Origin of the sequence: Alkalicoccobacillus gibsonii (assembly GCF_016798245.1) — a bacterium.
GTDB lineage: Bacteria > Bacillota > Bacilli > Bacillales > Bacillaceae_D > Alkalicoccobacillus > Alkalicoccobacillus gibsonii.
Genome location: NZ_JAEUZA010000001.1, coordinates 367,008 through 385,194, shown reverse-complemented (window position 1 = coordinate 385,194; position 18,187 = coordinate 367,008). Strand labels below are relative to the sequence as shown.

Genomic DNA, 18,187 nt, shown 5'->3' with positions numbered 1-18,187 from the left:
TCACCTCTTGTTTAATATGACTCTACAAGAGAATTATACCATTTTCTAAAATAGTGCATTATACTAAAACTATAATATAACTCATGGGAGACTCTTAAATGAAGAAGATCATTATTACACTACAAATCTGCTTCAACGCCACTTTTATAATCTTTATAATTAAAGACTTTTTTCCAAGCCTTCCCTTTCTAAGTTTACTCACCATACCTTTATTCGTTACTACGATTGTCGTTTTAGGAGTTCTCGAAGCATCGCTTAGTAAATTGACAAAGATCAATACAAACAAGGAACATTTTTATATAACCATCATAGCTTTGTTTTTAATCATCATTTTCATTACGACAATGGCATTTCGGGGCATCCAATCCCAATCTGAAATCATCTCTCCTGCACTTCTTATTGTTCTAGTCTTTTCCATTGTACAAACGTATAAAGAGTGGAAGGAACTGAGAAGGCCGGTCACAGAGCAGGTCTAAATATATAAGAGGAATAACGTTAAAAAGTGAATAGAGGGTTAGTATGAAAAGATTATACCTAGCAATCATATTGTTACTCACAAGTTTTATCTATGTTATCCATAAAGTGACACAAGAGAAGCTGTATTTAAAGAAATTCTCGTTCAACGCAGAAAACCCAGTGAAGCTTGATTGGGGTAGTATACGAATAGATACTGGTTTTATGGAGAATTCATCAGATTCTTACTATTATATTTGGATGACTCCGGTTTACTTTCTAATTCTATTAGCAATTATTCTAACCTTAACGACTTTCTTTAAAAGAAAATGATTATTCATTCCAAGGAATATCGTGGTAGATTTCATCAAAGTGTCTTCCATCTATCTTTGCTTTTTCAAACAAAATTCTTGGGCTTTCGAATGTTTGAGTATTAGCATCGCTTACTCTCGTTGGTGTTTGTTATTAGGAGTATTACTAATCCAATACTCCTTTCCTTTATATTCAAAAATAAAGTTTAATTTAAGAGCGGAATAAAATTAATTATTGGCTCATCATAAGGATGTATTTCCTTTATTATTTGTTCCACCTTTTTCATATTAGAGTATGTACACCTAAATTCAATTTTACACTCCTTACCAAACGAAACTTCCCCTATTTTACCGTTAAACGGTGTCGAATTTTCTAACGGTCTCCAGTATCCTTTTGTATGCGAATATGACAGTACATGGTCGTAATTTCCGATGGTTAGTAAACCCGCATCATTTAGTTTATTCTTAAGTTTAAAAATGTGTTGTTCTGGCAGCAAAACCTCTACTTTTACATTAGTAATCTCCATCTTTTCACCCCAATTTTTTAAAAAAGTCTAATCTCTAATACGCTTGCCAAAATGTATATGCCAATGCATATGTTTATTCGTTTGATAATCTCCTATATTCGTAGAGACTGTACAAGCACCGAATTTGTCATCCATATCAGTCGCGATCTCCTTAATAACACTTAATACCTCGCTCATGATGATGGACTCTTCTTCTTTTACTGTGATGAATGAGGTGATATGTTTCTTTGGAATCACGACAATATGTTCTTCATAAAATGGGTGGGTATGATAAAATGCTAAAACATTTTTGGTATCTACTACTGTCTCAACTTGTGTATTTCCACTTAGAACCTCTCTACAATAAAAGTCTTCCATCAGTAACTCGCCTCCTCCCACGTAATCCTTACAATTAAATTTAATGAAAGTATAAAGTCATGTTAATAGGTAACCTACTCGTTTACCTCAAATTATGAAATCATAAGAGCAAAGAACGCGGAAAGAATAGAAATGATAAAAGAAACTAGAAACCAATGCTTCATGGCAGTTCCTGTCTTTAATAGTATGTTAAGAACCCCATTTAAAATGAAAACAACTATAAAAACCATAAAGAAGACAAACAAATACTCCATTAATCTGCCCCTTTCAGGTAATGTTTCACATAACAATCTTGACCGTATATAGCTCTGTAAGCTAGATAACTTAAAACGATCTTACATTAGTTCTTGATGTCAAATATTAATTTACTATATTACCCAAGTCATTTATTCTTATTATCATAGCGAATTCATGTTTATACAAGAAGGAATACTTGATATCTAAATTAATCCAATGTGTTAAAGGAATGATTATAATTTTAGAATTTATTTTTGACGATTTATTATTTTGGTTTATATGGTTACCACTTGTGTATGCCATTTCTATTATCGTTGTTTTAAAAAAAGATAATGAGAAATTTTTAAAACCTTTGTTCATCTTCTTAGCTGCCTATTACACTGTAAGATCAATATCATATATTTTTATGTAGTATTATATTTAATTCCAAACTCGAAAAACCTTCCCAGCACATTCACCAGAAAGGTCTCCAACCTATTTATCTTCTATTTTCACATTGTATTCATTCAACCAATAGTCCATCTGCACGAAGTGAGCGAGGAGCTGTGGTCCGGCCATAAGTTGCCCAAAATACGGCGTACCTGTATCAAATCCGCCTGTTTCGTTAATTGCTTTTAGTTTGTCTTTGTTTACAAACTCAAACAATGGAGCGTCTTTTTGCTTTAGGACGTCGTCCATTAGATGTTTAACTGTTTCTGCATATTTTGGATGGTGCGTTTTTGGGTACGGGCTTTTCTTACGATAAAGGACTTCATCTGGAAGAACGCCTTCCATTGCTTTACGGAGTATACCTTTTTCTTTGCCACCATAACGCTTCATTTCCCAAGGGATATTCCAGACGTATTCAACGAGTCGGTGATCTGAGAAAGGTACACGTACTTCGAGGCTTGCTCCCATGCTCATACGATCTTTACGATCTAATAAATTTGTCATAAACCAAATAATATTTAAGTATGAGATCTCGCGTCGTCTAGCTTCTTCCTTGGAATCACCCGCAAACCGTGGCGTTTCGTTAATGGTTTTGCGGTATTGGCTTTGAACATATTCTTTTAGCTTTAACTTGGATTTCCACGAGTCATTCAGTAGATCTTCTCGTTCGTCAATCGACCGCATCCAAGGGAAACCATCGATATTCATAATTTCTGGTTGATGAAACCATGGATACCCGCCGAAGATTTCGTCCGCACATTCTCCTGATAGTCCAACGGTTACATCCTTTTTGATTTCTTTACAGAACCAAAGTAAGGAAGAATCCACATCAGCCATTCCTGGCAGGTCGCGAACCTTGACGGCTTCTTTTAACTGCTCGGCTAATGTATCAATCGAAATAATGGCGTTTGTATGATCCGTTTTTAAGACGTCTGATACTTTCTTAATCCACGGGGCATCTGAATTCGGTTGGAATGCACTTGATTTAAAGTATTTATCATTTTCATCGTAATCGATGGAATAGCTTCGGATCGATCCTCTTCCTTCTTGTTTATATATCTCTGCAGCAAGTGCAGTTAGTGCACTTGAATCAAGTCCTCCTGAAAGGAACATCCCTACAGGAACATCAGCAAATAACTGTCTTTTTACCGTATCGGTTAAAAGCTCACGAATATGAGCCGCGGTCCCCTCTGCATCCTCTGTGTGCTCGGTGCTTTTAAGAGACCAATACCGGCTCACTTTTGCTCCGTTCCGATCATAAATCAACATATGACCCGGTCTAAGCTCAGAGATATTTTTGTAGATGCCTTGCCCTGGTGTACGTGATGGTGCTAGCCCCATCACATCAGCAAGACCCTCGCGATCAACGACTGCATCAAGCTTTGGATTCGCAAGTAAGGCTTTCAGCTCTGAGCCAAAAATTAACGCACCGTGCAGGACAGAATAAAATAATGGCTTCACACCTAAACGATCTCTTGCCATAAACAAGCTTTGATCTTGCTCATTCCAAATGGCAAAAGCAAAGATGCCGTTAAACTTCTCCAGACATCCGCTTCCCCATTCAATATACGATTTAAGGAGAACCTCGGTATCAGAGTGTCCTAAAAAGGTATGACCCTGCCTAAGTAGCTCGCTACGAATCTCTTCTGTATTATAAAGCTCTCCGTTATAAACAAGTGTATATTCTTTATTATTTACAGTTCTAGTCATCGGTTGAATGCCACCTGCTGGATCCACTACAACTAACCGCGCATGACCAAATCCAGCATGAGTTGAGGTCCATATATTTAAGTCATCTGGACCTCTGCGATTAAGAGTTGTTGCCATTTTATGAAGGGCAGCTGTCTCTTTCCGCATATCTTTCCGCCAATCTATCCACCCTGTAATGCCGCACATCCATAATCAGCCCCTTTTGGGTTCTTTAATTACCATTCCGCTCTTGTGCACTTCGTTTGTACATAACCTATGCTATTCAGTGGCTTAGGCAAGAGTGTCATCTGAATTTACCTAGATATGATTGAATCGCCTAGAACCCTTTTACATAGCGGTTTTTGAGTGTTTATACCTATTAATCAGAATAATCCAACTAAATAAAAAATACACATTTGCCCACTTGACTTCTTTAAAGCGCCGAATTATACTTAGCACATTATATGACATTGCATAGAGAAGGATTAGTATTCTAATGAACGTGATTAGAGAGTGGGTTCACCGGCTGAAAGACCCATCACCGCTTCCTTAGGAGAACCTGCCTTTGAGCATCCATTTAAACATGGACGTCACTCTTACGTTACAAGAGCTAAAGTGGACATGATACATGTCAAACAAGGTGGTACCGCGGATAACACTCCGTCCTTTTTATGAGGACAGGAGTGTTTTTTATTTTTAATTAGAAAGAGGGATTAATCATGGGTCGGCAACGAATCGTTGTAAAGATTGGTAGTAGTTCATTAACTGAAACAAATGGCTCACTCAGTATTCTGAAACTGACAGAGCATGTAGGAGCGCTTGCTGCATTAAAAAACGCGGGCCATGATGTCATTCTTATCTCATCAGGTGCTGTCGCAGCAGGTTTCCCGTCACTTGGCTACCCGGTCCGACCCGTGACCTTATCAGGAAAACAAGCAGCTGCAGCCGTTGGGCAAGGACTTTTAATGCAAGGGTACACCGAACAGTTTGCACCATATGGGTTGACCCCCGCTCAGTTGTTACTTACACGTGATGATTTTTCCGATCACGCCAGGTTCGGTAATGCCAATCGAACGATTACAGAATTGTTAAAGAGGGGCTGTATTCCGATCATTAATGAAAATGACTCAACCAGTGTTGAGGAACTTACTTTTGGTGACAACGATATGCTCTCAGCACTTGTTGCAGGTTTTGTTCATGCAGACATGTTGATCATATTAACGGATGTAAATGGGATTTATTCAGATAATCCAAATAAGAATCCTAACGCAACAAGGTTTGACTATCTGCCAGAGGTCACCGGAGAACTTCTGAGTTTGTCGGGTGAATCTGGAACAACGGTAGGTACTGGTGGGATGAAATCTAAGATTGCAGCAGCACAAACTGCCCTCTCTTTAGGAGTTAACACGTTTATTGGAAAAGGCTTGGGTCACAAAAAGCTGCTGACGATTCTTAATGGGAACGGAGATGGCACGTATCTAGGTGACTTCTCCAATCAATCCGTTATGCCTACATCGAAGCAATGGATCTCCTTGCATTCGCATGCCAATGGCTCCATTGTCATTGATCAGGGTGCCGAGCAAGCTCTACTTATAAAAGGGAAAAGTCTTTTGCCAGCTGGTGTTCTTTCCGTGCATGGTACCTTCTCTTCAGATGAGGTCATCCACGTCTATAATCAGCAAGGCACTGTTCTTGGTAAAGGACGAACAAATGTATCTTCTCATGAGCTTTCACAAGTACTTGGACTAGATAGCGCACGTGCGCAAGAAATCACTAAAAAAACAAGAAAAGAAATTATCCATCGTGATCAATGGGTAGCTTCAAATCGGAAGGAGTCGTGTCATCATGAGTGAAATCATAGGGAAAGCTAAACGCGCAAAGGAAATCACGTATCAATTAGCAAGTCTTTCTACAATACAAAAAAACGAAGCATTACAGGTGATGGCCACCGCACTTGAATCAGATAGTGATGCAATTCTTTCAGCAAATTCGGTAGACGTAGAGAACGGGCGAACTGCTGGTCAAACCAAAACCTTACTCGATCGACTCACATTAACTGATTCTCGAATTCGTGATATGGCAGACGGACTTAGACAAGTAGCTGAACTTGCAGATCCGATTGGAGATACCATTCAAACAATTGATCGCCCAAATGGATTACGTATTGAAAAAAAGCGAGTTCCACTTGGTGTGATCGGTATTATTTATGAGGCGCGCCCTAATGTAACGGTAGACGCAGCGGGTCTTTGCTTAAAAACAGGTAATGCTGTCATCTTACGTGGAAGCAGAACAGCCATTCATTCGAATCGTCAAATTGTTCAATGCTTACAAGTAGCACTCGATCAAGTCGGTTTTCCTAAGGAAGCCATACAATTAATTGAAGATACCAGTCGGGAAGCGGCTTCTGAATTATTTACTTTAAATGAATACCTCGATGTTCTAATCCCTAGAGGTGGCGCATCATTAATTAAAACAGTGGTCGAAAAAGCATCCGTTCCTGTTCTTGAAACAGGAGTTGGAAACTGTCACGTGTTTATTGATGAATCGGCAGATGTAGAGATGGCTCGATCCATCGCTATTAACGCCAAAACACAGCGTCCCTCTGTATGTAATGCAGCTGAGACGTTGCTTATCCATCGCAAGTGGGCAGACAATCATCTCCCTACCCTTCTAACTGATTTGCATGAGCATGGCGTGGAGTTGTTTGGTGAGGAAGAGCTTCTAAAATGGGATTCACAAGCTACGATAGCCAAAGAACATGATTGGGCCGAGGAATATCTTGATTTAAAGCTAGCAGTTAAATTTGTTGATTCAACAGAAGATGCAATGGATCACATTCGTACGTACGGAACAAAGCATTCCGAGGCAATCGTAAGTGAAACAGCAGAGCATGTTCAAGATTTCTTAAACGGCGTAGATGCTGCTGCTGTCTATCACAACGCATCTACTCGTTTTACAGATGGCTTTGAATTTGGATTTGGCGCTGAGATCGGAATAAGCACACAAAAGCTTCATGCACGTGGACCGATGGGACTGGAAGCTTTAACATCAACAAAATTTATGATTTTTGGAGAAGGTCAGATTAAACCATAAGGAATGATTGCCTCATGAATATAAATAAGACGATTACGTTTTTAGGTGCCGGTTCAATGGCTGAAGCAATTATTGGCGGATTAATTACTCGTCGAATTGTTTCTCCTCGCATGATTACTGTAGCGAATTTGCAGGATCAGGACCGACTTGATTATATTAAAACCACATACTCCGTACAAACAGAATCTGATCGCTTGAAGGCCATTAAAGAAGCCGACATTATTGTATTAGCGATGAAACCAAAGAATGTGCACGATGCGATCTCCCATATTAAGGAGCATGTAAAGGGTACGCAATTAATTGTTTCTGTGATTGCAGGCATTCCTACCACACTCATCGAGGAAGAGCTTGGATCAACAAATCCAGTTATTCGGACGATGCCAAACACAAGTGCAAAAGTTGGTGAATCTGCGTCTGCTATTTGTCCGGGTGCACATGCAACAGCTGGAGATTTACTTACCGTTGAAGCATTATTTAAAGCGATTGGCACCGTTTCCGTGGTTGAAGAAACACAAATGGATGCAGTGACAGGTGTTGCTGGTAGTGGCCCTGCTTACTTTTATTACATGGTGGAAGCAATGGAAAAAGCCGCTCAAGAGGCTGGGCTTTCAGAACAACAATCGCGAGAGTTAATTACTCAAACGGTTGTTGGAGTTGGGAAGCGACTTCAACAAACAAGCAAAACACCTAAAGAATTATATAAAGAAGTAATGAGTCCTGGTGGTACAACGGAAGCCGGTATCAGTGAATTATCCGCGCATGCGACACAGGATATTTTGCAAAAGGCCATAGGGAAAGCTGTCAAACGCTCAACAGAGCTTGGTTCAGCGTACACACCAACCAACCATTCATCCTAATAAAAAATGCGAAGCCTCATAAAGAGCTTCGCATTTTTTTATCACTCCATTCAGTAAAAACGAACTGAGCATATATTTCTAGACCAACTTTTAGTAAAATAAGGATGTGAAACAGATAAGAAGGAGCCCTTTACATATATGACTACACTCAAAGTCTATCAATCTCGTTTAAATCAATTAATTGAAAATAAATGGTTTACTGGAACGATCATCACGTTAATCATTTTAAATGCCATTATTGTAGGAATCGAAACATCCCCTTCTCTTTACAAATCATATCAATCACTGTTTGTGGTAGCTGATAAAACACTGCTCTATTTATTCACCCTTGAAATTATCTTACGCTTTTTAGCTGTTTCACCAAAAACATTCTTCTCAAAAGGATGGAATTGGTTTGACTTTATTATCGTAGGGATGGGGCACTTATTTGCAGGAGCACATTTTGTAACGGTTTTGAGGATTCTTCGTGTACTAAGGGTACTGCGGGCCATTTCCGTCATCCCTTCCCTCCGGCGCTTGGTTGATGCGTTAATTCTGACCATTCCGTCGATGGGAAATATCTTTATATTAATGTCTATTTTCTTTTATATCTACGCGGTCATTGGTACGATGCTGTTTTCATCAGTTGCTCCAGAGTATTTTGGAAGCTTACCCGTCTCACTAATGACTTTATTCCAAATTGTCACGTTGGATTCATGGGCAAGCGGAATTATGTCTTCCATTCTCGAAATCTACAAGTGGTCTTGGATCTACTTTATCTCATTCGTGTTACTCGGTACATTTATCATCTTTAACTTGTTTATTGGTGTCATCGTAAACAACGTAGAAAAAGCGAACGAAGATGATGAGAAGAAGACAAATGGAGAGCAGCCAACAATGGCTGAATTAAAGCAAGAGCTTGATGAGATTAAGCGTTTGTTAAAAGATAGGTCATAAATAAACCCAGGTCTGATTATAGACCTGGGTTTATTTTAACTATATTGAAGAGGACGAGACATAACATTAATATAGATAGTAAAACACGAATGACGAATGATTCGCTCGTGGAGATATCGCCATTTTCTCGTTCATTTTGAGTTATGCCCCAGCCTCTTCTCTACATCACACTACTGGATCGTGCCATCGGACGCACCGAAAAATTCTTCATAAAGTGCCTTCACCGTGCGATCAGAATCTTCTTGATGAATACCTAGCACTAAACTAACCTCAGATGAACCTTGGTTAATCATTTCAATGTTCACTCCAGCGCGGGCAAGCGCTTGAGTTGCACGAGCTGATACCCCAACGGTATTATGCATCCCTTCGCCAACAATCATCACCATTGAAAAGTCCTTTTCAATGTAGACGTCATCCGCATGTAGCTCATGCTTAATCCGACCAATAATTCGTCCTTCAATTTCTTCTGTTAATTGATGATCACGCAAAATAACGGACGTATCGTCAATTCCAGATGGAATGTGCTCATATGATAAGCCTTCATCTTCAAGAATTTGTAGAAGACGTCGACCAAACCCAACTTCTCGGTTCATTAAGTATTTGCGTACATAAATGGTAGAGAATCCGTCATCAGCAGCAATTCCAATAACGGGATTAAAGAAGTACTCCCGCTCAGCAATAATCATCGTTCCAGATGATGAAGGATTGTTTGTATTTTTCACACACACAGGAATTCCGTTACGGAACGCAGGAATTAAGGCTTCATCATGAAAAACAGAGAATCCCGCATAAGAAAGCTCGCGCATTTCACGATATGTCATCCGTTTAATTTCGACTGGATTTTCAACAACGGTCGGATTCGCCGCATAGACAGAATCCACATCCGTGAAGTTCTCATATAATTCAGCTTGAGTTCCAGCTGCTAAAATGGCACCTGTAATATCTGAGCCTCCGCGTGGAAACGTCACAAGTGTACCTTCTGGTGAATACCCAAAAAACCCTGGAAACACGATGACTTCTTCACGATCTCGCAATTTAATTAAATGATCGTATGCTTCTGGTAAAACCTGAGCGTTTCCAGGCTCATCACTAACAAGTAGCCCTGCATCCTTAGGATTTAAATAAATAGCATTCATACCCTCGCTTTTTAAGAAGGCTGCGATTAATTTCGCATTATTGTCTTCCCCACTTGCCTTAATCGCATCCATAAATACACCTGGTTTATCTCGGTTTGATTCAAGACGCTCGCGCAAGTCTGCCTCGATTACACTAATGACATCACGATTAACCTTTAAATCATCGGCGATTAGACGATAGCGTTCAAGTACGGCTTGTAATTGCTCTTCAGCCTTACCAGTGGAAAGACTTAATTCCCCTAATTCAATTAACAAGTCCGTTACTTTTGTATCATGTTTATCTCGTTTTCCCGGAGCTGATACCACGACAATTTTTCTTTCTGTATCTTCTGCAATAATTGCTGCAACTTTACGGATTTGTTCCGCACTGGCTACAGACGATCCCCCAAACTTTGCAACCTTCATATTCCCTCTCCAGCTCCTAACTTTTATCTCTCTATTCCGTATTCTCAACATTCCAAATATAGCATAGTTATGCACTTTCCGCAAAGATGCTAAGGCTATATAGAAAGCAAGGAGAGCTGTTTTGAAAGCGTTAGAGGGCTTTAGCTACATGTAAGGTATTGTTACTGTATGAAAGACTGTTATTCTTCAAAATCATGAGTTTCAACATAAAAAAGGTATAGAAATTCATAATCATCATTTGATTGAGTAGCGTGTTCAATGTCGAAGCTTCTTAAGGTCCCATCAGGACTAATGGCCAAATGTGCAATATATGTTCTTTTATCTTCACCATTATCATCCATCAGATTGACTGCTTCTTCTCCAATGATCTCATCGGATGCATAAGCTTTTTCCTCAACATCTATTGTCCCTAGCTCAGCTGCGGTTAAAGAGAAAAAACCATTCTCAGAGGTTACTCTTACATCCACTGACATCTCAGCATCAGTGTTTTCATTTAACATAATAAATAGTTTTTTGTATTTCTCGACTTGTGCTTCCTCATCATCAGCATTTTTCCCAAGAGATAAGAAGCTTCGATCATCTTTTAATTCCCCATAGTCATATTCCTCTACACCAATACTCATTGCCTTTCCCTTTATAAGTTCACCTTCTAGATCAAATAAATAGGTTTCTTTTCCGATCGAATCAAATAACAGTTCTTCATTATCGGTTAATTCTGCCTCTTTAATCGTTAATTCCGACTCTTGTGAACATCCAACTAGAAGTGTGCCTAAAATAAACATTTGAATTAAATGAATGGATGGCTTCAACTGTGTACTCCTTTACTCATATTTAATGTAAAACGCAAGTAAGTGACCAGGACTTTGCATAGATGCGATGTCTTCTAATTCAATTGGAGTAATGTCCTCTCCTATTTGAAACGATCCAACATATGTTTTCTTCTCCTGAACCACCGCCCCTTCTCCATACAACTCCAGGCTTGCGTGTCCCATATGTTCAAACGCTGGTAATGAACGATTAAAATTAGTGCGAACCATTCCTTCTTCGTCGTTCACTTGAACGATTCCATCTAACTGATCATTATTCTCTCCATTGATATTAAGAGCAATAAGAACGGAATGAATTGAAAGATTAGGATCAGGCATCATCTCAAATCCTTCTTCCACACGTTCACCATCTATATAATAGTCCATCCCAATTTTTACTTGCTTGCTTTGATCTAATTGGCCTACATCTATCCACACACCGTAGTCTGTAATTGCTTCTAATAACGTATATTCATTTTCTGTGAGCTGTTTTGGTTTTATTTCATTTTGTTCAACTTCTGCAGTTGCAGGCTGACAGGCAGTAAGTGCTAGTAATAAGAGGCTCCAGCCAAGAACTAGTTTTCGTTTCAATTCATACATCCCTCCTCAATCTAAGATTTATTTTACATTGACTTTTAAAAATAAATAGCTGTTTTCGCTTTAATTTAGGAAAATTTTAGAATTGTATCGATTCCAATCGTATTTTGTTGTTTGTCTTCCTTTAGTTGTTGTAAAATACAAGTACGTTAAATAGAGACCAAGCACACTTGGAAAATTAGAGAGACCGGAGTGAACGCAGATGACACGTGTATTACCACCAAAAGCTGAGCGGCATCGTATGTTTGGCTCAGTTGAACCAATAGAGGGTACAAAACCAAAAAAGAAGGAAGACATGCCTGATTTACAAAACAAACCTTCAGACTACTTCTTCCCAATCCAACAGGTAGGTATTTCGAAAGTGAAATATCCTGTGATGGTTGAATCGGTCTGGGCACCAGAAACGCAAACAGCAACAGCAGAGTTTCGTTTGACGACAAATTTAGGAGCCGATTATAAAGGAATTAACATGAGTCGTTTAACGGAGCAATTACATTCCTTTTACCAGGTACACCTTCTATCGCCTGAAACACTTCGTGAGTTGGCAGCGATCCTCGCTCGTGAAATGAATCAAACAGGAGCGCAAATTGAAGTTACTTTTCCATGGTTCTTTGTAAAAAAAGCGCCAGAGACAGATAAAGAAGGACTAGCTCACGCTGAGTTGACGTACAAAGTTGAATTTGATGAAGCCACTGGTTATCAAACAGAGATTAGTCTTGAAGCAGCTGTGACCACACTATGCCCTTGCTCAAAGGAAATTAGTGAGTATAGCGCTCATAACCAACGTAGTTTTGTCACAATGTCTATTCGTACCACAGAGGATTCACAAACGGATTGGAAAACGGCTTTAGTTGAAGCAGCTGAATCCAATGCTAGCTCAATTCTATACCCTGTTCTGAAACGTCCTGATGAAAAAGCCGTTACAGAACGAGCGTATGAAAATCCTCGCTTTGTTGAAGACTTGGCGCGACTTGTAGCAGCTGATTTATATGAACATGAAGAAGTGCGTGAGTTCACGATTCATTGCAGAAACGAAGAATCCATTCACCAGCATGATGCTGTTGCTAAGCTCCACTATAATAAAGATGCATAATAAAAAGCGTTTAGGCTCCTGCCTAAACGCTTTTTTCGTGGATCCATCTCATAAGAAGCTGATCTTTTTCTGGATGCTGTAAAAAAGCATCCGTTGCACATGCCCGTAAAAGCTCTGTTCGTTGCTCTCTAGAAAGCGATGGATGATTTAAAACCATTTGGCGAACTTCTGCTAATATCTTGAGATCATTATGCACATTTGCCTCATGTAATGCTTTGCTGAGAATGGATTTTATTTTAGGTAGATACGCCGGGTACGCACCTCCAGTGTGAATGCTTAAACAAACAGGAGGCTCTTCTAATACGGCAGGAAAATGAAAGTCACTCTTCTTCGCATCATGCGCCGCGTAGATCCACTGCCCCTTAGCTGATCTCGCAATAAGTTCATCATTTAACAATGAATCATCTGTTGAAATAAATAAAATATCACTTGTGAACGTCTCCGCCTGAGTCATTTTTCGCTTTTCCCAAACGACATCTGGTAGTAAGCTGAGTAGGTTCTCATGAAGCGTTGGAGAAATGATTGTTACAGTTGCTCCACCCTCTATTAAGATAGGGATGCGTTTCGCTGCTACCTTTCCCCCACCTACACACGTAACGGACCTCTCACGTACATTCACCATCAAAGGAATTCGATCAGGCATTTATTTCACCCCAGTTTCGCCAGTACCTCAACTGTTCGTTTCTTAAGTACTTCAATAAGTTGATCATCAAACCCTAGGTAATCACCTAAGATAAATGTTTTATCGGAGCGTTGATTTAATGCTGCTAGTTGTTTTTCTAAGCCTTTCATTAATACCCCTGTAAAAAGTAAGTACGGTATAACATATATGGTGTCTGCTTTAAGACGAGCAGCTTTTTCTAGCCCTTCGTCAACAGTTGGATGGGTGGCCGCAATGAAACATACCTCTACATCTTTGATAGGCGTTTGTTCCCAAGCCAATCGCGCAATTTTAAAAAGATCACTTGTTTGTTCAGGGTCGCTACTTCCTCTTCCCACAAGAACAAGCGTAACTTCTTCACGATCTTCAAATGCGGGGCGGTGGTTAATGGACTTTAATCCCGCTTCTTCAACTCTTTGTTTAATTAAATCAATAATGGTTGGTTCAATTCCGAATGGCTTTCCGTACGCAAAGTGAACATGGGGAAACTGTTTCTTAGCCTTTTCAATTTCTTCAGGAATGTCTTCTTTAGCATGCTGGGCCGTTAGTAGTAAAACGGGTACAACAGCAATATGGGTTGCTCCCTGGTCCACACAGGATCGGACAGCTTCAACTATCGTTGGAGAGGTAAGCTCAATAAATCCTGTTTCTTGAATCGGCACATCCGGAAACTGTGTTTTTGTTTTTTCAATAAAGGATAAAAGCTCTTGATTTCCTGCTTCTACTCTACTGCCATGACCAACATATAAGATAGCTGTTTTCACGTTGTCCAGCTCCTTTTCTGTTCCAATAACCAATCTGTTAACACGTCCCAGCTTGGATCATTTAATGTATGAGTAATTGAAAAACCAGCTTTTTTAGCTACTGCTTCTGATGCTTGTCCAAAGCAAACGACTTGAACCTTTGAACTCCACTCTTCCGGAGTTAATCCAAGTTCCTTAGCTCCTCGAACTAAACTTTCCACTGATTTAGCGTTTGGTATGACAAGTATTTCAATTCTTTCTTCATCATTTAAACGAAGAAGTGTTTGATTAGATTGCGAGTAAGGCTTTTTTTGATGCGTGCAAATAAACTGATGATTTAAGTTTACCTCAACAGGCTCGGTTTGACCAAGGATGAGAGACGGACGATCTGGGTTCCACTTCCTAGGACTTAGTTGAATCCCTCGCTTCGCCAATGCTTCTATTCCTGTCCTTGTGTTTGCATATACATCTGCTCGGATTTCTCTCATATCAAAACGCAAACTGAACAACCAATCAAAAAACCATTCCACAGCTTCAACGGTTTCAAACTGAATTTGGTCAACATTTGAAAAGTTAAACGAAGCAGGAAATTCGCTTTCTTTTAACTGCCATCTTGGATATTCAAAAACATCTGATCCAAGCAAGCGTAACTGCTCCGCACCCCTGCTTTCATGATGAGAACTTCGAGCAATTAGTACATGTGTATTAAACAAAGGTTTAGACTCAAACCAGCTTATCTTTCCTTCACCAATTCCCGCGACATCACCAACTAATGTAATGGCAGGATTTGAAACCTTCTCCTCCTTTATTTTTTGTACGATGGTTGAGAGAGTACCCGTGACTGTACGCTGCTTTCCAAGCGTCCCCCATTGGATTACCTTCACAGGTTGATTAGCGCTTCGTCCGTGAATCATTAAATTCGACGTAATCTCATCTAATTTCTTTACACCCATATAAAAAGCAAGCGTATCCACTCCATTTGCTAGAGCCTGCCAATCAATCGTTGATGTTCCCGTTTGATTATGCCCTGTGACAACCGCAAAAGAAGTACTAACATTTCGATAGGTCACCGGGATTCCAGCATATAACGGAGCTCCAATACCGGAAGTAATACCTGGAATGATTTCATACGGAATATGATAAGGTTCGAGCGCTTGGGCTTCTTCCCCCACTCGTCCGAATACTCCCGGATCACCCCCTTTTAATCTAACAACCCGTTTCCCCTCACTTGCGTAGGTAACAAGTAATTCATTAATAGATTCCTGTCTAATTAAATGTCTATCGGGAAGCTTTCCGCAATAAACTAATTGAGCAAGGGGTTGACAATGTTCTAGCAGCACTGGATTCACAAGTCGATCATATAAAATGACATCAGCTTTCTTTAGTCGCTCTAAAGCTTTTACGGTTAGAAGACCAGCATCTCCAGGACCTGCACCAACAAATGAAACGAAACCTTTATTTTGCATGAGAGTCTCTCCTTCTTTAAACACGTTCTTCCGATTGGGAAAGTATTCCCATTATAAAATGTAAGATTATCTTCCATAGTGTCAGACAATCAAAATTGATTGTGATATATTATTACAAAGAAACTGGTTGCAGTGATTTTTAGTGAGGTGGAACAGTTGTCTTATAAAGATAAAAAAGTCATCACCATTGGGATAGTGAGCGAACTAACTGGTTTATCTGAACGAAAAATTCGTTATTATGAAGAGCGAAAATTATTGTTTCCTGAACGTTCAAAGGGTGGTACACGTAAATACTCATTTCTTGATGTTGAACGCTTAATTGATATTGCAAACAAAATGGAAGACGGGATGCAAACGTTCGAAATCAGAAAAATGGAACAAAAAGCAATCAAGAAGCAAGAAGTACGTGAACGGATGCTTCGAGGCCAGATCAATGCCGCATTTAATATTCGTAAATAAGAGGTAGTCGTAAGCAGGGAGCATAGAGCTTCCTGTTTTTTTTGTGCCTATTTATTCCATGATTTATATATGTACTTCGAGTCATACTACCAATTATTAAGGTCTATTCAATTTTTGACAGGACAAAGGGGTAAGTAATCACATGAATGTTAAACGATTTATCAAACCGCTTCTCATTATTGCAGCATGTGCCCTCGTAGTGGTCGCAGCAAGTTATACATTCCCTACGGATGAAGCAACAGATTACCAAGGTGTCTCCGTAAAACAACAATACGATGTTCATTCGATGGATCGATTGTTAGCCAGTGACTTAAAACAAACAACCTCGCTGTTTATTCAACAAATCAACCAACAACTTGAATCTTGGGCCGATTCTTCGTCCATGTCAACTGCTTCTTTTCAAAACGAACTGAATGAACATCCTCATATCACAGGATTTGCACGAATGAAAGATGATCAGGTTCTCGAGAGCGCAGGATTTCAAGGCAATCCAGATGTTCGTAAATTTGACAATTCTACAGGAGATCATAAGTATTCAGATCCATATGAACGAAACGGTAGCCAATATATGCTCCTAGGTAAAACACTTGAAGATGGTTCCATGATTATTGGAGAAGTAGATCTCACCTTTGTTCAATCTTTTATAAAAGATATTGCTTCTGTAGCTGATGCAGGTGGAAACTTCTTTGCTTCAAGCGAAAACACCGATGTTGAGTGGAAAACGATGGATGATGTCCCAGCAGGTCAGCACGTCGAAACCGTTTCAGAGCTTGGCTGGAAAATCGTTGTTCATTCAGAGGACCAAAAGCCTATGAAGGCAGCAGAACATTTCCATGAAAGCCGAGCAATTGTTAAGCTAAAGTCTGCGAATGATGCTAAAAAGTTCTTTGAAGCAAATGATCAGCTTACGATCATTGAAACAAACGAACCCTTTTATTTAGTTGAGAAAAAAGATACAAGCTCTGAACAATTGTTAAATCAGTTAGAGGGTAGTCCTTACGTGATTTACGCAGAGCCCGATTATCGTTTTGCCAAACAAGATGCGATTCCAAACGATGAATTTTTTGAGCCTTATCAATGGAATTTAAAACAGCTTGACCTAGAAAAAGCATGGAACGATACAGATGGTTCAGGTGTCACGATTGCCATCATTGATACAGGTATCGATCCAAACCATGTTGAATTAAAGAATAAATCAGAAAAAGGCTATAATGCAATTGATGACACTGAAGATGCAACCGATCAACATGGTCATGGAACCCATGTTTCAGGAATCGCTGCTGCTGTTACCGATAATCAAGACGGTATTGCTGGCGTGTCATGGAACAGTAAGATCCTACCAATTAAAGTATTGGATGAAAATGGCGAAGGTTCTTCTTACGCCGTAGCGAAAGGACTGTACTGGGCCGTTGATAACGGGGCTGACGTCGTGAATATGAGCCTCGGTGATTATCACGATTCTAAGGTTCTTTATGATGCCATACGCTATGCCTACGAAAAAGACGTTGTCATTGTAACAGCATCAGGTAATGACAATGTTGGTGATGCTATGTATCCGGCTGCTTATCCTGAAGTTTTAACCGTCGCTGCTTTAGATGAATCAAAAGATCGAGCCTTTTATTCTAACTACGGCGATCATGTTGATATTGCAGCTCCTGGCACTAGCATCCCGAGTTTGTTTCTCGACGATCAATATGTGGTGATGTCTGGTACATCGATGGCAAGTCCTCACGTTGCTGGTCTGTGTGCGCTCATTCGTTCCGTCAACCCCTCATTATCAAATGATGAAGTTTATGACATCGTAAGGGATACAGCAACAGACTTAGGTGCTCCTGGAGTCGATCAGTACTACGGGTATGGCGAAATTAACGCAAATGCAGCCATCAAACAAGCCAAACAATAGCAAAGAAGAGGCTGGAACATAACTAAAAA

Annotated in this window: 18 protein-coding genes and 1 other annotated feature; of the genes, 9 read left to right on the top strand and 9 right to left on the bottom strand. The window is 39.7% G+C overall.

Going from position 1 to position 18,187, the window contains the following annotated elements; genetic code table 11:
• Positions 1-98: 98 nt before the first annotated feature.
• Together JNO66_RS02125 and JNO66_RS02120 are read left to right on the top strand one after the other, a co-directional pair.
• Positions 99-476, top strand: a complete 378-nt coding sequence (locus JNO66_RS02125) for a hypothetical protein (protein WP_203086548.1) — start codon at positions 99-101, stop codon at positions 474-476.
• Positions 477-519: 43 nt separating this feature from the next.
• Positions 520-786 carry a hypothetical protein gene (locus JNO66_RS02120; protein ID WP_203086547.1) on the top strand — a complete coding sequence of 89 codons (267 nt, stop codon included), beginning with the start codon at positions 520-522 and terminating at the stop codon, positions 784-786.
• A gap of 184 nt (positions 787-970) precedes the next feature.
• Here the strand turns inward: JNO66_RS02120 and JNO66_RS02115 are convergent, their stop codons facing one another.
• The 3 genes from JNO66_RS02115 to asnB form a co-directional block, all read right to left on the bottom strand.
• Entirely contained in the window at positions 971-1,291 is a 321-nt protein-coding gene (locus tag JNO66_RS02115; protein ID WP_203086546.1) for a YqfO family protein, read from the bottom strand.
• 27 nt (positions 1,292-1,318) lie between these two features.
• Complete coding sequence (locus JNO66_RS02110; protein WP_203086545.1) at positions 1,319-1,648, bottom strand: HIT family protein; 330 nt, start codon at positions 1,646-1,648, stop codon at positions 1,319-1,321.
• Positions 1,649-2,359: 711 nt separating this feature from the next.
• The gene (asnB, locus tag JNO66_RS02105) at positions 2,360-4,210 is read right to left on the bottom strand and encodes an asparagine synthase (glutamine-hydrolyzing) (protein WP_203086544.1); all 1,851 of its coding nucleotides are present in this window, start codon (positions 4,208-4,210) and stop codon (positions 2,360-2,362) included.
• 259 nt (positions 4,211-4,469) lie between these two features.
• Positions 4,470-4,674 (top strand) — a binding site (T-box leader).
• Positions 4,675-4,722: 48 nt separating this feature from the next.
• On the opposite strand from asnB, the gene proB reads away from it, so the two are divergent.
• The 4 genes from proB to JNO66_RS02085 all read left to right on the top strand — a co-directional run bounded on the left by proB (position 4,723) and on the right by JNO66_RS02085 (position 8,889).
• A complete protein-coding gene (gene proB / locus JNO66_RS02100) occupies positions 4,723-5,856 on the top strand; it encodes a glutamate 5-kinase (RefSeq protein ID WP_203086543.1) in 1,134 nt (377 codons plus the stop codon).
• Positions 5,849-7,096 carry a glutamate-5-semialdehyde dehydrogenase gene (locus JNO66_RS02095; protein WP_203086542.1) on the top strand — a complete coding sequence of 416 codons (1,248 nt, stop codon included), beginning with the start codon at positions 5,849-5,851 and terminating at the stop codon, positions 7,094-7,096. Before proB ends, JNO66_RS02095 begins: the two co-directional genes overlap by 8 nt.
• 14 nt (positions 7,097-7,110) lie before the next feature.
• Positions 7,111-7,953, top strand: a complete 843-nt coding sequence (gene proC / locus JNO66_RS02090; protein ID WP_203086541.1) for a pyrroline-5-carboxylate reductase — start codon at positions 7,111-7,113, stop codon at positions 7,951-7,953.
• Between the two features lie 138 nt (positions 7,954-8,091).
• Positions 8,092-8,889, top strand: coding sequence for an ion transporter (locus tag JNO66_RS02085; RefSeq protein WP_203086540.1), 798 nt, complete (start codon positions 8,092-8,094; stop codon positions 8,887-8,889).
• A gap of 170 nt (positions 8,890-9,059) precedes the next feature.
• Here JNO66_RS02085 and JNO66_RS02080 read toward each other — a convergent pair whose 3' ends face one another.
• The 3 genes from JNO66_RS02080 to JNO66_RS02070 form a co-directional block, all read right to left on the bottom strand.
• Positions 9,060-10,430, bottom strand: a complete 1,371-nt coding sequence (locus JNO66_RS02080) for an aspartate kinase (RefSeq protein ID WP_203086539.1) — start codon at positions 10,428-10,430, stop codon at positions 9,060-9,062.
• A gap of 179 nt (positions 10,431-10,609) precedes the next feature.
• Positions 10,610-11,239, bottom strand: a complete 630-nt coding sequence (locus JNO66_RS02075; protein ID WP_203086538.1) for a hypothetical protein — start codon at positions 11,237-11,239, stop codon at positions 10,610-10,612.
• Positions 11,240-11,251: 12 nt separating this feature from the next.
• The gene (locus JNO66_RS02070; protein ID WP_203086537.1) at positions 11,252-11,827 is read right to left on the bottom strand and encodes a hypothetical protein; all 576 of its coding nucleotides are present in this window, start codon (positions 11,825-11,827) and stop codon (positions 11,252-11,254) included.
• A 208-nt stretch (positions 11,828-12,035) separates the two neighbouring features.
• Between JNO66_RS02070 and folE2 the strand changes: the two genes are divergently transcribed.
• The gene (folE2, locus tag JNO66_RS02065) at positions 12,036-12,926 is read left to right on the top strand and encodes a GTP cyclohydrolase FolE2 (protein WP_203086536.1); all 891 of its coding nucleotides are present in this window, start codon (positions 12,036-12,038) and stop codon (positions 12,924-12,926) included.
• A 22-nt stretch (positions 12,927-12,948) separates the two neighbouring features.
• Here the strand turns inward: folE2 and JNO66_RS02060 are convergent, their stop codons facing one another.
• Genes JNO66_RS02060 through cobA form a run of 3 tightly spaced genes read right to left on the bottom strand, consistent with a single transcriptional unit; the run spans position 12,949 to position 15,796 of the window.
• Complete coding sequence (locus JNO66_RS02060) at positions 12,949-13,569, bottom strand: precorrin-2 dehydrogenase/sirohydrochlorin ferrochelatase family protein (RefSeq protein WP_203086535.1); 621 nt, start codon at positions 13,567-13,569, stop codon at positions 12,949-12,951.
• 5 nt (positions 13,570-13,574) lie between these two features.
• On the bottom strand, positions 13,575-14,351 hold the full coding sequence (locus tag JNO66_RS02055) for a sirohydrochlorin chelatase (protein WP_203086534.1): 777 nt from the start codon (positions 14,349-14,351) through the stop codon (positions 13,575-13,577).
• Positions 14,348-15,796: a uroporphyrinogen-III C-methyltransferase gene (cobA, locus tag JNO66_RS02050; RefSeq protein WP_203086533.1), complete on the bottom strand. Its 1,449-nt coding sequence runs from the start codon at positions 15,794-15,796 to the stop codon at positions 14,348-14,350. The genes JNO66_RS02055 and cobA overlap by 4 nt, the downstream gene beginning before the upstream one ends.
• A 156-nt stretch (positions 15,797-15,952) precedes the next feature.
• Here cobA and JNO66_RS02045 point away from each other — a divergent pair, with 156 nt between their 5' ends.
• Both JNO66_RS02045 and JNO66_RS02040 read left to right on the top strand, forming a co-directional pair.
• A complete protein-coding gene (locus JNO66_RS02045; RefSeq protein ID WP_143848559.1) occupies positions 15,953-16,255 on the top strand; it encodes a MerR family transcriptional regulator in 303 nt (100 codons plus the stop codon).
• Positions 16,256-16,397: 142 nt separating this feature from the next.
• Positions 16,398-18,158, top strand: coding sequence for a S8 family peptidase (locus tag JNO66_RS02040; protein ID WP_203086532.1), 1,761 nt, complete (start codon positions 16,398-16,400; stop codon positions 18,156-18,158).
• Positions 18,159-18,187: the final 29 nt, after the last annotated feature.

What these genes read in the sequence shown, in the direction of transcription:
- JNO66_RS02125 (WP_203086548.1), top strand. Translation starts at nt 99, where the DNA reads ATGAAGAAGATCATTATTACACTACAAATCTGCTTCAACGCCACTTTT.
- JNO66_RS02120 (WP_203086547.1), top strand. Translation starts at nt 520, where the DNA reads ATGAAAAGATTATACCTAGCAATCATATTGTTACTCACAAGTTTTATC.
- JNO66_RS02115 (WP_203086546.1), bottom strand. Translation starts at nt 1,291, where the DNA reads ATGGAGATTACTAATGTAAAAGTAGAGGTTTTGCTGCCAGAACAACAC.
- JNO66_RS02110 (WP_203086545.1), bottom strand. Translation starts at nt 1,648, where the DNA reads ATGGAAGACTTTTATTGTAGAGAGGTTCTAAGTGGAAATACACAAGTT.
- asnB (WP_203086544.1), bottom strand. Translation starts at nt 4,210, where the DNA reads ATGTGCGGCATTACAGGGTGGATAGATTGGCGGAAAGATATGCGGAAA.
- proB (WP_203086543.1), top strand. Translation starts at nt 4,723, where the DNA reads ATGGGTCGGCAACGAATCGTTGTAAAGATTGGTAGTAGTTCATTAACT.
- JNO66_RS02095 (WP_203086542.1), top strand. Translation starts at nt 5,849, where the DNA reads ATGAGTGAAATCATAGGGAAAGCTAAACGCGCAAAGGAAATCACGTAT.
- proC (WP_203086541.1), top strand. Translation starts at nt 7,111, where the DNA reads ATGAATATAAATAAGACGATTACGTTTTTAGGTGCCGGTTCAATGGCT.
- JNO66_RS02085 (WP_203086540.1), top strand. Translation starts at nt 8,092, where the DNA reads ATGACTACACTCAAAGTCTATCAATCTCGTTTAAATCAATTAATTGAA.
- JNO66_RS02080 (WP_203086539.1), bottom strand. Translation starts at nt 10,430, where the DNA reads ATGAAGGTTGCAAAGTTTGGGGGATCGTCTGTAGCCAGTGCGGAACAA.
- folE2 (WP_203086536.1), top strand. Translation starts at nt 12,036, where the DNA reads ATGACACGTGTATTACCACCAAAAGCTGAGCGGCATCGTATGTTTGGC.
- JNO66_RS02060 (WP_203086535.1), bottom strand. Translation starts at nt 13,569, where the DNA reads ATGCCTGATCGAATTCCTTTGATGGTGAATGTACGTGAGAGGTCCGTT.
- cobA (WP_203086533.1), bottom strand. Translation starts at nt 15,796, where the DNA reads ATGCAAAATAAAGGTTTCGTTTCATTTGTTGGTGCAGGTCCTGGAGAT.
- JNO66_RS02040 (WP_203086532.1), top strand. Translation starts at nt 16,398, where the DNA reads ATGAATGTTAAACGATTTATCAAACCGCTTCTCATTATTGCAGCATGT.